The following is a 16,328-nucleotide window of genomic DNA, read 5'->3' on the forward strand; positions in this document are numbered from 1 at the left end:
ATTCTCCTAGGAGCGGATCTCGGGCAGGTGGGCGGACAGGAACTCCGACACCTGCTCGTGGACTTGGTCGGTGTGCTCGACGTGGCTGAAGTGGCTCAGACCGGCACGCCGCACGAGGTGGACATTCCCGATGTCGGCGACGAGCTGCTCGGCGCGCCCGCCGTCGAGCCCTTCGTCCTCGGCGACGGACAGCACGAAGATGGGAATCGTGTTGTTCCGCAGGTCATTTCCAGCGGTGGACAGGAAGATGTCGGCCAGCCCGAACAATCCCGGCGGGCCCATTCGGTCGAGGAACTTCCGCACCATCAGGTCCAGCACGTCGGGCTCCACCGAATCCAGCCGGGCGCCGAGCAGGCTGCGCATGGAACTTCTTGCGGCGTAGTTGATTTCGTCGATGGCGTGCTCGAAGGTGCGCAGCGGATCTGTGAGTGGTGCGGCGCGATAGAAGGGTGACAGCAGGACCACCGCGTCCACCCCGCTGTGGGCGCTCGCTGCCAGCCAGCGCAGCACCGCGACCGCCCCGAGCGAGTGCGCGACCAGCACCGACACCCGGCCGGGAACGAGGCCGATCGCGGTGTCGATCAGCCCGGCGGCGGTGGTCCGATCGCCCCAGCGGTAGTCGCTACCGGCGTGCCACGGCAATTCCGGTGCGTAACAGCGGAACCGGTCCGCCATCCGGTCCGCGAACGGCTGCCAGGTGCGCCAGCTGTCCTCGATACCGTGCAGCAGCAGCATCGCGGGCTTCTCGGCCGGACCGAACAGCTGCAAGCCGCCGGATCCGATCTCGGAGCGGGCCACCGGCCCACAGACCGGTCGCGATTCCAGCGTGGTCATGTCCGGACCCGCCGATTCTCCAGCCGCAGCCAGCCGTAGCCGTCCTGCGGGTCTCCATCCGTAATCACGGCTCCCACAATGCCTTCGGTGGCGAGTAGATGCGCCGCGATCGCGGTTTGCAGCACACCGAGCGCACCGTAGGCATCGCCGAGCCGCTCGGTGAGATCGATGCGCCGCTTCGCCCCGAGGCCCAGACCTGCCGGGACCATGCGCAATTCGTCGTCGCCAGCGGGAATGGCGTCGACAGCGTCGGCGAATCCGTTCGCGCCGACCTCGATTCCGGTGCCCCCACCTGGTCCGAGTACGACGCAGGCCGCGGCGGCCCGCAGCCGAGCCGAGTCGGCGCCGCCCGGGCGGGTGCTCAGCAGCGCCGCGGCGGTCTCGTCGGCGGGTTCGACGCCGACGACGACCACCCGATCCGCCCGGTCGGCCGCGATCAGCGATGCCCCGATCCGCATCGCGTCCACACCGGAGGTGGCTCCGTTGCAGATCATCAGATTCGGCCCGGTGAACCCGTAGCGCAGTGCGATGGCCTCGGCGATCACATTGCTGGAGGCGTTCGGCAGTTCCAGTGGACTCACCGCCCGGTAGGACTCCTCGGCTACCCGCTGCACGATGCCGGTCACGGTGTCGACATTGCCGAGATTCGAACTCACCACCACCGCGGTCCGGTCGGCGCACGGTAAGGGCAGCTCGGGGCGTCGCCCATCCGGCAGGCCGAGCGCCCGCTGGACCGCGCACAGCGCGAGCAGGGTCGCCGGTTCGAGATACAGCAGGCCCTTGCGGCCCAGCACGGTTTTCGCCTCGGCCGCCGCCACCATTGCGGCGGCCTCGGCCGCGCCGCACACGTCCTCGGTGCTCGCCCCGGGCACGTGCACGCTGTATCCGCTGACAGCCACCGGCCGCGACGCGACGGCCGACCCGGCACCGGTGTCCGGGCCGCGCCCGATCACGGCCACCGCATTGACCCCGCCGAATTCGAATCCGTTGATCTGGGCAAGGGATATATCGGCCGCCTGTGCCGCACCGGTCACCAGTGACAGGTCCGCCGCCTCCGGAATCGGCTCGCGCAGACCGGCAATGGCCGGAACCCGGCCGTACCGAATGGCCTGCAGGGCGACCACCAGGCTCATCATCGACGCCGCGCCGGAGGTGTGTCCCAGATATCCCTTCACTCCGGCGACCAGCGGATGGTCGGCGTCGTCGCCGAAAACCTCACGGTGCGCGGTCGATTCGGTCACATCGTTGAGCACGGTCGCGGTGCCGTGCATGACCACCAGATCCAGGTCGGCGGGGACGATTCCGGCACGGGTGTGCGCATCCGACATGCTGCGCGCCATTCCGTGCACGTCGGGTGCGGTGGGATGGTGGGCGTCGCAGGACAGTCCGACCGATCGCAGCCAGCCCTTCGGATCGGTCACCACATCGCCCGGTTCGAGCACCACCGCGGCGGCGCCCTCACCGAGCAGGGGCCCGGTCCGGTGCGCATCGAACGGCCGCACCAGGTGGGTGCGTTCGGGCGCGGTCCGGCCGATGGAGGCGAGCATGCTCTCCGTCATCCCATCGCAACCGGCGACCACCGCCGCGTCCGCCGCACCGGCGGTCAGCAGATCCGCCGCCACCGCGAGCACGTGATTGCCCGCCGAGCAGGCGTTGCAGATGGTCAGCACTTCCGTGACGCCCGGCAGCGCCCGGCGCACGGCGGCGCCGAAATGCAGCTCGTGAACCTGCATCGGATCCCCGTCGCGCCGCCACCGCTCCACCGACGCCAGTTCACGCAGCCCGGTGCCGACCACCACGATCACCCGGCGGGCGACCGTGTCCAGACCGGCGTCGGCGGCGGCCGCGGCCACCACTTCCGCCAGCCAGGCACTGGCCCGTCGCGTTTTCGGGCTGTCCGGGATCTGATGGGCGTACTCGACACCGAGGTTCGCGGCGTCGCCGCGGTCCGGCCACAGCGGCGCGACGCCGAGGACACCGCGCGTCATCGCGGCGAAGGTCTGTTCGGCGTCCCCCAGGCAGGTTCGGGACGCGTATCCGCTAATCGCCAGTCGCACGGCTGAACCCCCTCACCACGGCGACGCCGACGAGTCCCTCGGTGGTTATCGAGGTCACCAGCGATACGGCGCCGTCACGGTCGCGATCGTTGCGATGTTCGGCCAGCACCGCCGCCAGCTGTAGGCCGCCGGAGGCGCTGTAGGTCTCACCCAGCAGCTCCTTCACCGGCAGCAGCGTCGGCAGGGTGTCCCCGAAAACCTTTGCCAGTGCCGCACTTTCGATCGCGTCGCGACGCGGCGATCCGCCCAGCGACGGCGCGATGGCGGACACCTCGTCCACGCGAACCTCGGCGATCTCCAGGGCCCGTTCGATGCATCCGGCGAACCCGGTCACCGGATCATCCGGGGAACCGGCGGCGCCGTCGAAGAGTCCGGTGACCACCGCCGGAATCTCCGCGTCCGGGGTGCGGCCCTGCGCCCGGACGGTGTCGGCGTCCTCCACGAGGAATATGGCGGCGCCCTCACCGAGCGGTGCGCGCCCCGCGGTCGTCCCGGCGCGAACCTTCGCCGCGGCCCAGGCACGGGTCGGCGCGAATTCGTCGACCACTCCGACCAGCGCAGCCTTGCCGTGTCCGCCCAGCACATGCCGTCGGCCGTAGGCCATGGCCGCCGACAAAGCTGCTTGCCCACCGGAGACGGTGACGTTCGCACCGCCGAGCAGGTACCGGATGGCGGCCGCACTGGCGGGGCCGTTCATGACGACGTACGGGAATTTCACCGGGTTGACCAGGTAGGGCTTCTCGCTGACGATCGAGTCGCGGATCAGCTCCCAACTCGCCTCCAGCGCACCGGTGGTGGTGCCGAGCACCACGCCGATATCGTCGTCGCGTTCGCCGGGCCGGTACCGTCCGGCGTCCTCGAGCGCCAGCTTCACCGCCACCACCGTCATGGCGGTGGACCGGTCATAGAAGCTGGTTCCCTTGCGGCCCAGATGGTCTCGGTCCTGGAAGTCGACGATCGCGGCGGCGCGGTCCACCGGCAGCTCCTGATCGGGATACATCCCCGACACGTCCCGGACGCCGCTGGTCCGCGAACACCATGCGGTGGTGAAGTTCTCGGCGCCGATGCCGATCGAGGACACCACCCCCCATCCCGTGATGGCGATCGCACTCATTCGTATCTCCCGATGATCGTGATGGCGTTGTTGCCCCCGAAGGCGAACCCGTTGTTCTGGACGATGCGCACATCGGCGTCGCGGGCGGAGTTCGCCACCAGGTCGAGATCGGCGAACTCCGGATCCACGGAGTCCAGGTTGATCGTGGGCAGGATGAACCCGTCCCGGACCGCGAGGCAGGCGGCGATCACACCGAAACCGCTTGCCGCGCCGAGGGTGTGGCCGAGCATCGACTTGATGGAGCTGACCGGCGGCACGGTCTCGCCGAATACCGCCCGCAGCGCGGTCGTTTCGGCGACATCGTTGGCCGGTGTCCCGGTGCCGTGCGCGCAGACGTAGTCCACGTCGCCGGGTTTCACCCCGGCATGGTGGTGGGCGCGGCGGATGCATTCGGCGATCCCCGACGGATCGGGTGCGATCGGGCTGCCCGCATCGCAGTTGACGCCGTAGCCGAGCACTTCGGCATAAATGTCGGCGCCACGTGCCAGTGCCGAGTCCAAGGACTCCACCACCACCGCGCAGGCGCCCTCACCGAGGATGATGCCCTGGCGGTTCACGTCGAAGGGCGAACACGCGTCCTTGGCGAGCGTGCCGAGCCGGTAGAAGCCCGCCATCGTGTACAGCGTCACGAGGTCGACGCCACCGGCGATCATGAAGGTGGCGTCGCCGCAGGACACCGCATCGTAGGCGTAGCCCAAGGCGAAATTGCTTGCCGCGCAGGCGCTGGCGAGCGTCATGGTCTCGCCGTTGAGCCCGAGTTCGCGGTTCACCGCTACGCCGAGCCGATAGGTGGGCACTTTGCGCACCAGATCGGCGCCGACCGCGTCGCGGCCCGCGTCGACCTCCTGTTGACAGGCGATCTCGATCAGGCCGGACTCGCCGCAGGTGGTGCCGATCGCCGAACCGGCCCGACCGCGCCGCAGTGCGGCGCGATCCAGTCCGGCGTCGTCCACCGCCAGGCGGGCCGCCGCGGCGGCGGCCACGCTGGCCGGTCCCCACTCGTCGGGATCGATGACGGTGACATGGTCGGCCGGGTCGACATCGCCGAACTCGGATACCGTGTTGTGCGGCATACGCGAACCGTCGACTCGACGGACCCTCCCCAGACTGCTCGCGCCGGTTCGCAGTGCGGTGGCGAACGAGTCGACTCCCACACCGATCGGCGCCACGGGACCGATGCCCGTGATAACTACCCGGCTTCGCATGTCAGGCTGTCACGCCGAATTCGACCATGGTGTCGTACACGGCCCGCAGGTTGAACATCTCCGGCAGGCGGTCCTGCGGGATGGTGATCTTGTACTTCTTCTCGATGCGGGCGAGGATTTCGATCGCGCGCAGCGAGTCCGCCTCGTGGTCCTCGACGAAGTGGCTGGTATCGGTGAGCTCTTCGGGCTCGATTTCCAGCACTTCGGAAATCATATCGCGCAGGTATTCCATCGTTTCGGTGTCGGTCTGTACAGACATGGGTCTCCCCTTGTGGGTATTGCCGCATTCGGCGGCGGTAATTGAAATGCCGAATTACGAGTGGCTCCGATTCGGAGCAGACTCAGCGAATTCCGGCCAATTCGACCGTCGGTCGAATCGATACGATCGCCTCACCGACGGTCATGACCGGTTCAGCGCCGATCATGGTCTCGCCGGAGACGAAGACGTTGTCGCCAATAATATGATCGACTCGCACGATATGCCGGACGGTATCACTCGGATGGACGAGGCGATGAAAGCTCGTATTCCGAAGCGCGGCGAATATGAGCTGACCCCCGAAATCGATATTATCACGCCGCAAACTTTCGAGCCAGAGTACCGCGCCGGATTGTCCGAAGGATTCCAGGAGCAATGAGCGCGGGTAGGCGAGCTCGGTCTGTGACAGTCCGGCGGACAATTCCGCATAACACGGTTCGCAACCCGATATCGCTTTTCGTGCGACCACGCGCTCGTACGGAATCAACTCGTCCACGGCGTCGACCAAGGCGATCGGATGGCCGTGCGGCAGGATATCGCGAATCGCACTGTGGTTCAGCATTTCGGGTCCCGGTCGCCGATCGTATAGACGGTCCTGACCTTGGCCACCTTCACCTCGGCGGCATTCACGCACTCGGCCCGGACCTCGATCGAGTCACCGGACATATCCGTCCGGCAGCGCATCGTGATCGTGTCGCCGGGCAGCATCGGCGCCAGGAAGCGCGCGGAGTGCACATGCGCGAGCTGCACCATCCTGTGGTCCTGGGATCGTGCGGCCAGGCCCTCGTCCAGCAGTTGCGTGATCCCCTCCAGCAGGAAGATCGCCGGATACAGCGTGAAGTCCGGGTAATGCCCGTTCATGTACGGATCGCTGTGCCGCACGGTCTTCGACCCGGTGATTTCCGTGTCGCCGTGCTCGATCACCCTGTCCACTGCCCGCAGCGGTGCGCTGCGGGCGCCCATCGTTGTCGGCATGTTGTACACCACCATTATTGCGGCCGTCGTCAGAACGAAATGCCGCCGTCGACCTGGATCACCTGTCCTGTGATATAAGCGGATTTGTCGGATACCAGGAAGGAAACGAGTTCAGAAACATCTTCGGGTTTACCGACGGTCTTCATCGGAATTCGCTGCATCAGAGCCTTCATCTGTTTCTCCGAGATATCCGCAGTCATATCGGTTTCGATGAAACCGGGCGCTACGACGTTGACCCGGACACCGTATCCGGCGACCTCTTTGGCGATCGCCTTGCTCATACCGTGGATGCCGGACTTCGAGGCCGAGTAGTTCGCCTGGGTCGGATTTCCGTACACGCCGGAGACCGACGATATGTTGACGATGACGACCGACTTTCGCTTCATGAATCCGAAGACGGCGGTGCGGCAGAAATTGAAGGTGCCGGTCAGATTGGTATCGATTACGGATGACCAGTCCTGCGGCGCCATGATGACCAGCGGGCTGTCTTTCACGATACCGGCGCAGTTCACCAGGACCGCGGTTTCGCCGAGTTCCGCCTCGGCCTTCTCGACGAATGTCTGCACTGCCGCCAAATCGGCGACATCACATTGTGTATGGAAGGCTCGAACGCCGTGTTCACGGATTTCACCTTCGGTCTGCATCGCCTCATCGACATTGCTGCGATAACAGAAAGCGATATCGTAGCCATCGGCGGCCAATCGCACCGCGATGGCCCTGCCGATTCCGCGCGACGCGCCTGTGACGATCGCGGTCCCACGCCTGTCCATCGATCACTCCTATTCGGGCCGTCCGCAAAACCTGCCGGGCAGGAATCCCGGCGGGTTTCAGCGGACTCACCGGATGGTCAGGAAGCGGCGCCGATGCGGGCCCGCAGTTCGATGGCGAACTCGTGCGCGGACGCCAGGTCGGCGGCGTCGGGGTGACCCTTCTTGATGCCACCGACAATCTTGAACGGCCAAAAGGTGTCGAGCGCCCTGCTCGAGAAGTTGCCGACCACCTCGAAACCCTTCTCCTGCAGCAATTCCACCAGCGGGCCGGAGAAGGCGGTGGGACCGGAGTCCTTGAAACCACGGGAGGCGAACACGAACGCCTTACCGCGCTGCCCCTCCGGCAAGTACTGGACGAAATCTTTCAGCTCCGCATGGAACTTGCTCAGGAAAATGCCCGAACCGAACCCCACCAGATCGTAGGAGGACAGGTCGGCGGCGGTGATGTCCGCAGGATCGACGACACGCGCGTCCAGCGCGCTGGCGATCACGTCGGCGACTTTTCTGGTATTGCCATGGGACACCGACTTGCACACGAGGATGGCCTTCACGTCATTACTCCTTCTGTTCTCTCGAATTCGTTGTCGCACAAGGGAAATCTGGCCCGGGCTCACCGCTCCCTATCGCCCCGACTGCCACTCGTCCAGCCTATCGGTGCGATTTGCCGAGCTAAATGATCCGTACGGGATATCGAGTACTCCTTTCGGACCACTGCGCAGTTCAGGAGCCCGGAGCGCCACGAGAAAAGCGTGACGGTACGGGCCATTCCGGCGACTTCACGCGGCTATCGGTGAGCGACAGCGGTGGTCATCTCACATCGCCCGGCTCAGCAGGAGCCGTGCGCACCCCGAGGGGTCATCGTAGAAGGGGGTGTGGCCGCTGCCCGTCAGCGTGACGTGCTGGGCATCGGGCAGCTGCCTCCGGGCGCGGCGGCTCTGGGTGGCGTAGGTGAGCAGTATGTCGCGGCTGCCCCAGGCGATCGTGACCGGAATACGATCGAGCTCCCCGCCGCTGGGCGGGCGTGCGGTCTCGAAGGAGGCCAGGGCGGCCGCGAAGCCCGGAGAGTCCATCCCGCCGTGCGCCGAATCGAGCGCGACCTGCGGACCGACCGCCCACGCCTTCCCGAAGAAGAAGCTCAGAAAAACGGTCCGACCGACCGCGGTGCCGAGAACGGCGGGCAACACCGGCCGAATCCACCGCCCCATCCGCGCGGACCCGCCCAATGCCAGCCGACACCACACCCGACCGGGCGTAGACCAGAAACCGATCGGGGAGAACGCGGTCACCGACCGAGCCGAACCGCGAGCACCGAGCGTCAGCGCTATCAACCCGACCATGGAATTGCCTGCCAGATGCGGTCTTTCGAGCCCCTGCTCCGCGATGAAAGCCGCCAAGGCATCGGTGAGAGTGTCAACGGTGTTGCACGGCACCGATTCCGACTCGCCAAAGCCCGGCAGGTCGACGGCGAACACCTCGAACCGCTCCGCGAGCATGTCGATGATCGGTTCCCACACCTGCCACCGACTCCCGACGCCATGCACCAGGACCAGTGGCTCCCCGGAACCGATCCGGTAGTGGTTCAACATGCGCCAACCCCTCTCACCCAGCACCAATATCTGTGCACCACAGACTAATTGACCGAAACTCTCGATCAGCGGGGGGAATTCTGCGGGTTCGGTTGGGCGGCGTGGTTGATTCGGTTTGCCAGTTCCATGACCACTACCGGGCAGCCGGTATCGACGACCAGGACGGTACCCAGGGCCAGTGGGGCGGCCCAGGTGGTCCATCGGTCCCAGTCTTCGGCCAGGTGCCGGTCATCCTGGTACCAAGGTGCTCGGCGGCGCCTGGCGTACCGGGTTCGGGCGATTTCCGCGGGGAGATCGCACCACACCTCGAGTACGGTGTCGGCTTCGGTTTTCGCGATGCCGGTCCTGGCGAATTCCAGGTCGCGGGGTTTGAACCACCAGGAGTCGATGACGACCGGCTCGGGGATCTCTCGTGCCATTGCCCAGATGGTGTCCATGGCCAGGCCACCGAGTGCTCGCGCGCGAATGGGCTCGTCGATGGATGCTGCCAGGGCCTGTTTCACGTCGTCCTTCGACAGGAGGCTGGCGCCGAGGACCGGCGCGAGCGACCGGGCCAAGGTTGTTTTTCCCGACCCTGGCAAACCATTGATCAGAACCAGCAGCTTCCCCATCTGATCATCATGTGCCATCAGCCGTTTTGTAACAGTCGTTCAAGTACGTGTTAGGGTGCCGACATGCCTCGCCCCAAGGGATTCGATCCGGACCTCGTGGTCGACGCCGCCATGACGGCCTTCTGGAACAAGGGTTATGCGGCGACGTCCGCGCAGGATCTGGTGGACACCACCGGGCTGGGGCGGGGCAGTCTGTACCACGCGTTCAGCGGGAAGCATCAGCTGTTCCTGGAGTCGTTGCGGCGCTACGAATCCGAGTGGATGACGCGGCAGATCGAGGTGCTCAGGGGTTCCGAGCCCGTGCGTGACCGGGTGCGAGCGGTGCTGATGACCGTGGTCGACGAGGAATCCGGGGCGATATCGGCCAATCGCGGGTGCTTGGCGGTGAATGCGGTCATCGAGCTCGGTGGTAGCGACGCCGAGGTGACGACGCGGGTGCGGCGCATTTTCGAGCAGATGCAGGACGCCTTCGAGGAGCCGCTCGGGCGGGCGCGCCGCGAGGGGGAGATCGCGGCGGATCGCGACCCGCGCGCATTGGCCGCCTATCTGCTCAACGCCATGTACGGGTTGCGCGTGCTCGGCAAGACGGCGAGCCGCGACCTCATGATCGATATTGTCGAGGCCAATCTGCGATCGCTGTAAACGCGGCGAATCACCTTTCGGGAAACGAACTTTCATCTTGAGTGGCCGAGTCGTGGCCACATATTGTAACGATCAGTAAAAATCAGTGAGGAGTCCTCATGACCGCACACCACCGGACCGCCGCCGTGCTCGGCACCGGAATCATCGGAGCGCCGGTCGCCCGGAATCTGCGGAAGGCCTTCGCCGTCCGCGCTTGGAATCGCAGTCGGTCCGCGGTGGAACCGTTGGCCGCCGAGGGAATTCACGTCGCGGAGACCGCCGCCGAGGCGGTGTCGGGCGCGGAGGTCATGATCACCGTGCTCACCGATGCGGCGGCGGTACGTCAGGTGCTGGAAGCCGCCGCACCCGCACCGGGCACGGTGTGGATTCAGCTGAGCACGGTCGGTGACACCGATACCGCCGAGCTGGCCGACCTGGCCGCCGAACTCGGCCTGGTGTTCTACGACGCGCCCGTTCAGGGCACCAAGCAGCCCGCCGAACTGGGCCGCCTGGTCGTGCTCGCGGCCGGGCCGGAGAGCGAACGCGCCACGGCCACAGCGGTCTTCGACGCGATCGGCAGCCGCACCCTGTGGATCGACGAGAAGCCCGGCGCCGCAACCCGGCTCAAGCTCGCCCTGAACAGCCTGGTCTTCGCACTCACTCACGGGATTGCCGAAAGCCTGTCCCTGGTAGAGGCTTTGGGCGTCGACCCGCGACTGGTCGTCGAAGCGGTCTCGGGCGGTCCGCTGGACAGCGGCTTCTTCCAGGCGAAAGCGGGCGCCACCCTGTCCGGCGACCTCACCCCGGCCTTCTCGATCACCAATGCGGTCAAGGACGCCCGCCTCATCGTCGCCGCGGCGGATCGCGCCGGGATCGCCGTCGATGTCACCGCCGCCGGACTGGACCGCTTCCGGCGGGCCGCCGACGCGGGCCACGGCGCGGCCGATATGGCCGCCTCCCACCTGTCCTGGTCGCCGACCGCGCGCCGCGCTGCGATAAACCCCAGGACATCGGCTACTCTCGGGCCGATCCGGCGGCCCGCGGGCGGCGGCGCGGAATCCGACGCCATGTAAAGCAATGTTTCAATTTCAATCGAACAAACCGGAGATCGGGTAAATGTGAGCAGATGAAATTTGCCACTGCCCTGAAGACCGTAGTCGCCGGCGGTGCCGCCGTCGCGCTCGCGCTGGTGTCTGCCTGCGGATCCCCGCCGGCCGACAAGGACGCCAAGGGGTCGGGTAACACCTACGGGTCCGCGGATGCGAAGTTCCGGGCCTGCATGGTCACCGATGCGGGCGGTGTGGACGACAAGTCGTTCAACGAGTCCGGGTGGAACGGCGTGAAGGCCGCGGTGGACGCCAACAAGGACATCTCCGGCAGTTACCGGCAGTCCAACAGCACCGCCGACTACGAGCCCAACCTGCGGGCCTCGGCCGACGATGCCGCGTGCGGTCTCGTGATCGGGGTCGGCGGGCTCATGGCCGATGCCGTCGAGACGGTGGCCAAGGAGAACCCGGACAAGCGGTTCGCCATCGTCGACTCCCATGTCGACCTGCCGAATGTGTACTCCATGGAGTTCAATGCCGCGCAGTCCTCCTACCTCGCGGGCTACCTGGCGGCGGGCACCACCAAGACCGGCAAGGTCGCCATCTGGGGCGGTATGCAGATTCCGGCCGTCACCATCTTCATGGACGGGTTCGCCGCCGGTGTCGCCAAGTACAACCAGGCGCACAATACGAATACCGCCGTCCTCGGCTGGGACACCGCGGCCCAGAAGGGGTCGTTCACCGGCAATTTCGACGACACCAGCGCCGGGCGCTCGCTCACCGAGAACTTCCTCGCCCAGGGCGCCGACGTGATCCATCCCGTCGCCGGTCCGGTCGGCCTGGGCGGCGCCTCGGCCATCAAGGATGCCGGGAACGCCAGCATGATCTGGGTGGATTCCGATGGCTACCAGGCGGTTCCGGAATACAAGCAGATCATGCTGTCCTCTTCCATGAAGGACATCTCCTCGGCCATCCGGGTCTCGATCGACAATGCCTTCAAGGAGGGCGCCAAGGACGGCCGGTACGTGGGCACGCTGAGCAACAGCGGCGTCGCGCTGGCCCCGTTCTACGACTTCGACAGCAAGGTTCCCGACGCGTTGAAGCAGGAGATCAAGCAACTGCAGGCCGATATCGTCGCGGGCACGGTGACGGTCTCCTCACCGGCCGCGCCGAAGCCGTAGCGTATGCGCCTCGAACTACGCGGTCTCACGAAGAAGTTCGGCGATTTCGTCGCGGACGACGCGATCGACCTGGTGGTGGAACCGGGACAGATCCACGCCATCCTCGGCGAGAACGGCGCGGGCAAATCCACGCTCATGAATATGCTGTACGGGATTCTGGAGCCCACCGACGGCCGGATCCTCATCGATGGCGCGCCGGTGCGGTTCCGATCGCCCGGCGATGCCATCGCGGCCGGAATCGGCATGGTGCATCAGCATTTCAAGCTGGTCGGCCCGTTCAGCGTCGCCGACAATGTCCAGCTCGGGCGTGAGCACGCCAAGGCCGGGATTCTCGACCGCGCGGCGGCCCGCCGCGCGGTGCGGGAGGTGTCCGAGCGCTACGGGCTGGCGCTGGATCCGGATTCCATCTGCGAGAACCTGCCGGTCGGCGTGCAGCAGCGGGTGGAGATCGTCAAAGCCCTGTCGGGACATACCGAATTGCTGATTCTCGACGAGCCCACGGCGGTGCTCACGCCCTCGGAGGTCGCCGAACTGCTGGCCATCATGCGCAACCTGGCCGAGTCGGGCATGTCGATCATCTTCATCAGCCACAAGTTGAAGGAGGTGAAGGCGGTGGCCGACACGATCACCGTCATCCGGCGCGGCAAGGTGGTCGCCGAAGCCTCACCCGAGGACGGCGAGGCGGCATTGGCGGCCGCCATGGTGGGCCGCGAGGTGTCCCTCACCGTCGCCAAGCCCCCTGCCCAGCCGGGCGAAAAAGCGTTGGAGATCACGGATCTCACGGTGCTCGACGATCGCGGCATCCCGGTGCTGAACGGCCTGAACCTGACCGTGCGCGCGGGTGAGATCGTGGGCCTGGCCGGTGTGGAGGGCAATGGCCAGACCGAATTGGCGCGCGCCATTCTCGGCACCGTCGCACCGGTCGGCGGCTCCATCGAGATGACCGGGTCCGAGGTCACCCGCTGGCACCCCTATCGGCGCATTGCGGCCGGGCTGGGATACATCCCCGAGGATCGCGCCCGCGACGGCCTGGTCGGCGATTTCACCGTGGCCGAGAACATCGTGCTCAATCAGTACCGGGAGGCGCCGCTGTCCCGGCACGGCGTGGTCGACGAGAAGGCGGTGCGGGCCGTCGCCTCGAAGTCCATCGCGGAGTTCGACGTGCGCACCCAGGGCCCCGAGGAACGGGTGTCCGCGCTGTCCGGAGGCAATCAGCAGAAGGTGATCATCGCGCGCGAATTCTCCTGCCCGCGTAGGGTTCTCGTGGCCGCACAGCCCACCCGCGGCGTGGATATCGGCGCCATCGAGTTCATCCACGCCCGGCTGGTGGCCGAACGCGACACCGGCACCGCCGTATTGCTCATCTCCGCGGAGCTGGACGAGATTCTCGCCCTGGCCGATCGGGTGGCCGTCATCTACAACGGCCGAATCGTCGGCGAAGTGGCGCCCGACAGCCCGAGATCGGTCATCGGCCAGCTCATGGCCGGTCACCGGCCCGACACCTCCCCAGGCGACGCGTGAATACGACAACCACCGAACCCGAGACCGAGCCGAGCCGAAAAGGCTTCGGCCCCACCTTCGTTCGCTATCTGACCGAAGCGAACAACGTCATGGTGACGATCTACTCGCTGCTGCTGGCCTTCGCCATCGGCGCGATCCTCATCATCGTCTCCGATCCGAATGTGCGCGAGACCTGGAGCTATCTGTTCGCGCGCCCCTCCGATGCCATCAGTTCGTCCTGGTGGGCCGTCACCACGGCCTACCAGGATCTGTTCGAGGGCTCCATCCTCGATATCGGCCGCCTGCAACAGTTCTTCGCGGGCGATGCCACCCTGGCCCAGGTGCTGCGGCCGCTCTCGGAGACCCTGACCTATGCCACCCCGCTCATGTTCACCGGTCTGGCGGTCGGGCTCGCATTCCGGGCGGGGCTGTTCAATATCGGCGCGCAGGGGCAGCTCGTCTTCGGCATGCTCGGCGCGCTGATCATCGGCTTCTGGATGAAACTCCCACTGCTGCTGCATCTTCCGCTGGCGCTGCTGGCGGGCGGACTGGCGGGCGGGCTGCTCGGCGCGATACCGGGCTATCTCAAGGCGAGAACCGGTGCGCACGAGGTCATCTCGTCGATCATGCTGAACAATATCGCCGCCTACTTCCTGATCTGGGCGCTGGGCACCACCTTCATCCATTCGGTCACCTCCCAGGAGCTGGTCTCCAAACCGGTGGCCGAATCGGCGCGGCTGCCGCAGCTGCTCGGCTGGGCCGGGTCGGGTCTGCGGGTCAGCGTCGGACTGCTGCTCGGGCTCGCCCTGGCGGCCGCGACCTGGTGGCTGCTGAGCAAGTCCACCTTCGGATTCCGCATTCGCGCGGTCGGCGCGAACGCGCACGCCTCCGAGACCGCGGGCATGGATAACGGGCGCACCTTCACGACCACCATGGGCGTGGCCGGTGCGCTCGCGGGGCTCGGCGGCGCGGCGCTGGTGCTCGGCCTGAACCCGTACACGATCAATCCCACCACCGCCGTGGAGTACGGCTTCGACGGCATTACCGTGGCGCTGCTGGGGCGCGCGCATCCGGGCGGGATCGTCGCCGCCGCACTGGTTTTCGGCGCGCTCAAATCCGGCACGCTGCATATGCAACCGGCCATCCCGGTGGAGATGTCCACCCTGTTGCAGGCCGTCATCGTGCTGTTCATCGCGGCGCCCGAGCTGGTCAAAACCCTGCTGCGGCTGCGGACACCGCGCGGCGGGCTCAACACTCTGGAAGCGAGGGGCTGGTGAACGCATCGACCGGCGCCGAAGATCAGGTCGTGGCGCCCGACGAGGTCCTGCGACGGCACACCGTGGCGGCCTACGGCCTGATCGGCATCGGCATCGTGCTGGGAGGTCTGGGTCTGTTGCTCATCGACGGCGGGCGGACCACCACCTATCGGCTGGACCAGACCGTCGATGCGAGCTGGACGGTCAATACGCTCGTGGTCGTCGCGGTGCTGAGCGTCCTCGCGGCCCTCGCCGGGGCCGCCCTCCTGGCGCTGCCGAAACACGTCCTGCGGCGGTTCGACGGCTATCTGATCGGCGGCGGGGTGGCCGCGCTGGTGCTCGCCGCACTGTCCTGGACGGTCACCCCAGACGTCGGGTTCCCGGTCGAATTCGTCTTGGCGACAACGCTTTTCCTGGCGCTGCCCTTCATCTTCGGCGCGCTCTCCGGTGTCGTCGCGGAACGCTCCGGCGTCATCAACCTCGGTATCGAGGGCCAATTCCTCACCGGCGCGTTCACCGCGGCGCTGCTGGCGTCCATTTCCGGCAACGCCTATGTCGGAATGCTGGCCGCGACCCTCAGCGGTGTCTGCTCGACACTGCTGCTGGCCTGGCTGGCGACCCGGTTCGAGGTCAACCAGGTCGTCACCGGCATCATCCTGAATCTGCTCGCGCTCGGTCTGACCGGCTTCCTCTACGAGCGGCTCATGCGCGCCGACGGGTCGCTCAATCAGCCCGCCACCGTGCAGAAGGTCGGCGATTCACTGGGCTTCCTGGCGCGCATCCCGATTCTGGGGCCGGTCCTGTTCGACCAGAACATCTTCGTCTACGTGGCCCTGGCCTGCGTATTCGTGGTTTCCTACCTGTTGTTCCGCACCCGGTGGGGGCTGCACACCCGCGCCGTCGGCGAACATCCGGCGGCCGCCGACGCCGCGGGTATCAATGTCAACCGGCTGCGCTTCTGGAATGTCACCGCCGCCGGGGCCCTCTCCGGTTTCGGCGGCGCGTTCTTCACCATTGCCAACAATGTGTCCTTCAGCAAGAACATGACCGCGGGCCTGGGCTTCGTCGCCCTGGCGGTCATGATCGTCGGCCGCTGGCACCCCTTCGGCGTCCTCACCGCGGCCCTGCTCTTCGGTTTCTCCAGTGCGCTGCAACGGTTTCTCAACACAATGCCCGGCAATCCGATCCCGACCGAATTCCTGGGCATGCTCCCCTACGCGGTCACCCTCGTCGTGGTCGCCGGATTCATCGGCAGGGCCGTGGCCCCGGCGGCCGACGGCATTCCGTACACGCCCGGCAGCAAGTAACCGCCGCTC

General features: G+C 66.6%; 17 protein-coding genes. 6 read left to right on the top strand and 11 right to left on the bottom strand.

Translation table 11 applies throughout. The annotated features are described in order from the left end of the window. Positions 1 to 6: 6 nt before the first annotated feature. The 11 genes from NC4_RS17480 to NC4_RS17530 form a co-directional block, all read right to left on the bottom strand. On the bottom strand, positions 7 to 834 hold the full coding sequence (locus NC4_RS17480) for an alpha/beta fold hydrolase (RefSeq protein ID WP_067539253.1): 828 nt from the start codon (positions 832 to 834) through the stop codon (positions 7 to 9). Beyond that, a complete protein-coding gene (locus NC4_RS17485) occupies positions 831 to 2,891 on the bottom strand; it encodes a beta-ketoacyl synthase N-terminal-like domain-containing protein (RefSeq protein WP_067539258.1) in 2,061 nt (686 codons plus the stop codon). The genes NC4_RS17480 and NC4_RS17485 overlap by 4 nt, the downstream gene beginning before the upstream one ends. Next, complete coding sequence (locus NC4_RS17490) at positions 2,875 to 4,005, bottom strand: beta-ketoacyl synthase N-terminal-like domain-containing protein (RefSeq protein ID WP_067539260.1); 1,131 nt, start codon at positions 4,003 to 4,005, stop codon at positions 2,875 to 2,877. Before NC4_RS17490 ends, NC4_RS17485 begins: the two co-directional genes overlap by 17 nt. Then, a complete protein-coding gene (locus tag NC4_RS17495; protein ID WP_067539263.1) occupies positions 4,002 to 5,210 on the bottom strand; it encodes a beta-ketoacyl-[acyl-carrier-protein] synthase family protein in 1,209 nt (402 codons plus the stop codon). Before NC4_RS17495 ends, NC4_RS17490 begins: the two co-directional genes overlap by 4 nt. A 1-nt stretch (position 5,211) precedes the next feature. Further along, positions 5,212 to 5,469, bottom strand: a complete 258-nt coding sequence (locus tag NC4_RS17500; protein WP_067539266.1) for an acyl carrier protein — start codon at positions 5,467 to 5,469, stop codon at positions 5,212 to 5,214. 82 nt (positions 5,470 to 5,551) lie between these two features. Further along, the gene (locus tag NC4_RS17505) at positions 5,552 to 5,962 is read right to left on the bottom strand and encodes a beta-hydroxyacyl-ACP dehydratase (RefSeq protein ID WP_157554832.1); all 411 of its coding nucleotides are present in this window, start codon (positions 5,960 to 5,962) and stop codon (positions 5,552 to 5,554) included. A 59-nt stretch (positions 5,963 to 6,021) separates the two neighbouring features. Beyond that, complete coding sequence (locus NC4_RS17510; RefSeq protein ID WP_067539272.1) at positions 6,022 to 6,456, bottom strand: ApeI family dehydratase; 435 nt, start codon at positions 6,454 to 6,456, stop codon at positions 6,022 to 6,024. A 14-nt stretch (positions 6,457 to 6,470) separates the two neighbouring features. Then, on the bottom strand, positions 6,471 to 7,211 hold the full coding sequence (gene fabG, locus NC4_RS17515) for a 3-oxoacyl-[acyl-carrier-protein] reductase (RefSeq protein ID WP_067539275.1): 741 nt from the start codon (positions 7,209 to 7,211) through the stop codon (positions 6,471 to 6,473). 77 nt (positions 7,212 to 7,288) lie between these two features. After that, positions 7,289 to 7,825 carry a flavodoxin family protein gene (locus NC4_RS17520; RefSeq protein WP_369690760.1) on the bottom strand — a complete coding sequence of 179 codons (537 nt, stop codon included), beginning with the start codon at positions 7,823 to 7,825 and terminating at the stop codon, positions 7,289 to 7,291. Between the two features lie 198 nt (positions 7,826 to 8,023). Next, on the bottom strand, positions 8,024 to 8,797 hold the full coding sequence (locus NC4_RS17525) for an alpha/beta fold hydrolase (RefSeq protein ID WP_067539281.1): 774 nt from the start codon (positions 8,795 to 8,797) through the stop codon (positions 8,024 to 8,026). 65 nt (positions 8,798 to 8,862) lie between these two features. Beyond that, positions 8,863 to 9,408, bottom strand: a complete 546-nt coding sequence (locus tag NC4_RS17530; RefSeq protein WP_067539881.1) for a P-loop nucleotide/nucleoside kinase family protein — start codon at positions 9,406 to 9,408, stop codon at positions 8,863 to 8,865. Between the two features lie 63 nt (positions 9,409 to 9,471). Between NC4_RS17530 and NC4_RS17535 the strand changes: the two genes are divergently transcribed. The 6 genes from NC4_RS17535 (at position 9,472) to NC4_RS17560 (ending at position 16,319) form a co-directional block, all read left to right on the top strand. Further along, positions 9,472 to 10,050, top strand: coding sequence for a TetR/AcrR family transcriptional regulator (locus NC4_RS17535; protein WP_067539284.1), 579 nt, complete (start codon positions 9,472 to 9,474; stop codon positions 10,048 to 10,050). Positions 10,051 to 10,148: 98 nt separating this feature from the next. Continuing rightward, complete coding sequence (locus NC4_RS17540; RefSeq protein WP_067539287.1) at positions 10,149 to 11,102, top strand: NAD(P)-dependent oxidoreductase; 954 nt, start codon at positions 10,149 to 10,151, stop codon at positions 11,100 to 11,102. Between the two features lie 53 nt (positions 11,103 to 11,155). Continuing rightward, positions 11,156 to 12,256 carry a BMP family lipoprotein gene (locus tag NC4_RS17545; protein WP_067539290.1) on the top strand — a complete coding sequence of 367 codons (1,101 nt, stop codon included), beginning with the start codon at positions 11,156 to 11,158 and terminating at the stop codon, positions 12,254 to 12,256. Between the two features lie 3 nt (positions 12,257 to 12,259). Then, positions 12,260 to 13,777: an ABC transporter ATP-binding protein gene (locus NC4_RS17550; RefSeq protein ID WP_067539295.1), complete on the top strand. Its 1,518-nt coding sequence runs from the start codon at positions 12,260 to 12,262 to the stop codon at positions 13,775 to 13,777. Continuing rightward, positions 13,774 to 15,033 (top strand): ABC transporter permease, encoded by a 1,260-nt coding sequence (locus tag NC4_RS17555; RefSeq protein WP_067539297.1) that lies wholly within the window; start codon positions 13,774 to 13,776, stop codon positions 15,031 to 15,033. Before NC4_RS17550 ends, NC4_RS17555 begins: the two co-directional genes overlap by 4 nt. Continuing rightward, positions 15,030 to 16,319: an ABC transporter permease gene (locus tag NC4_RS17560; protein ID WP_067539300.1), complete on the top strand. Its 1,290-nt coding sequence runs from the start codon at positions 15,030 to 15,032 to the stop codon at positions 16,317 to 16,319. The genes NC4_RS17555 and NC4_RS17560 overlap by 4 nt, the downstream gene beginning before the upstream one ends. Positions 16,320 to 16,328: the final 9 nt, after the last annotated feature.

The organism is Nocardia crassostreae (assembly GCF_001613405.1).
Classification (GTDB): Bacteria; Actinomycetota; Actinomycetes; order Mycobacteriales; family Mycobacteriaceae; genus Nocardia; species Nocardia crassostreae.

Coding starts and splice junctions, on each gene's coding strand:
- NC4_RS17495 (WP_067539263.1), bottom strand. CDS start 5,210: ATGCGAAGCCGGGTAGTTATCACGGGCATCGGTCCCGTGGCGCCGATC.
- NC4_RS17530 (WP_067539881.1), bottom strand. CDS start 9,408: ATGGGGAAGCTGCTGGTTCTGATCAATGGTTTGCCAGGGTCGGGAAAA.
- NC4_RS17535 (WP_067539284.1), top strand. CDS start 9,472: ATGCCTCGCCCCAAGGGATTCGATCCGGACCTCGTGGTCGACGCCGCC.
- NC4_RS17545 (WP_067539290.1), top strand. CDS start 11,156: ATGAAATTTGCCACTGCCCTGAAGACCGTAGTCGCCGGCGGTGCCGCC.
- NC4_RS17550 (WP_067539295.1), top strand. CDS start 12,260: ATGCGCCTCGAACTACGCGGTCTCACGAAGAAGTTCGGCGATTTCGTC.
- NC4_RS17525 (WP_067539281.1), bottom strand. CDS start 8,797: ATGTTGAACCACTACCGGATCGGTTCCGGGGAGCCACTGGTCCTGGTG.
- fabG (WP_067539275.1), bottom strand. CDS start 7,211: ATGGACAGGCGTGGGACCGCGATCGTCACAGGCGCGTCGCGCGGAATC.
- NC4_RS17510 (WP_067539272.1), bottom strand. CDS start 6,456: ATGGTGGTGTACAACATGCCGACAACGATGGGCGCCCGCAGCGCACCG.
- NC4_RS17500 (WP_067539266.1), bottom strand. CDS start 5,469: ATGTCTGTACAGACCGACACCGAAACGATGGAATACCTGCGCGATATG.
- NC4_RS17490 (WP_067539260.1), bottom strand. CDS start 4,005: ATGAGTGCGATCGCCATCACGGGATGGGGGGTGGTGTCCTCGATCGGC.
- NC4_RS17540 (WP_067539287.1), top strand. CDS start 10,149: ATGACCGCACACCACCGGACCGCCGCCGTGCTCGGCACCGGAATCATC.
- NC4_RS17480 (WP_067539253.1), bottom strand. CDS start 834: ATGACCACGCTGGAATCGCGACCGGTCTGTGGGCCGGTGGCCCGCTCC.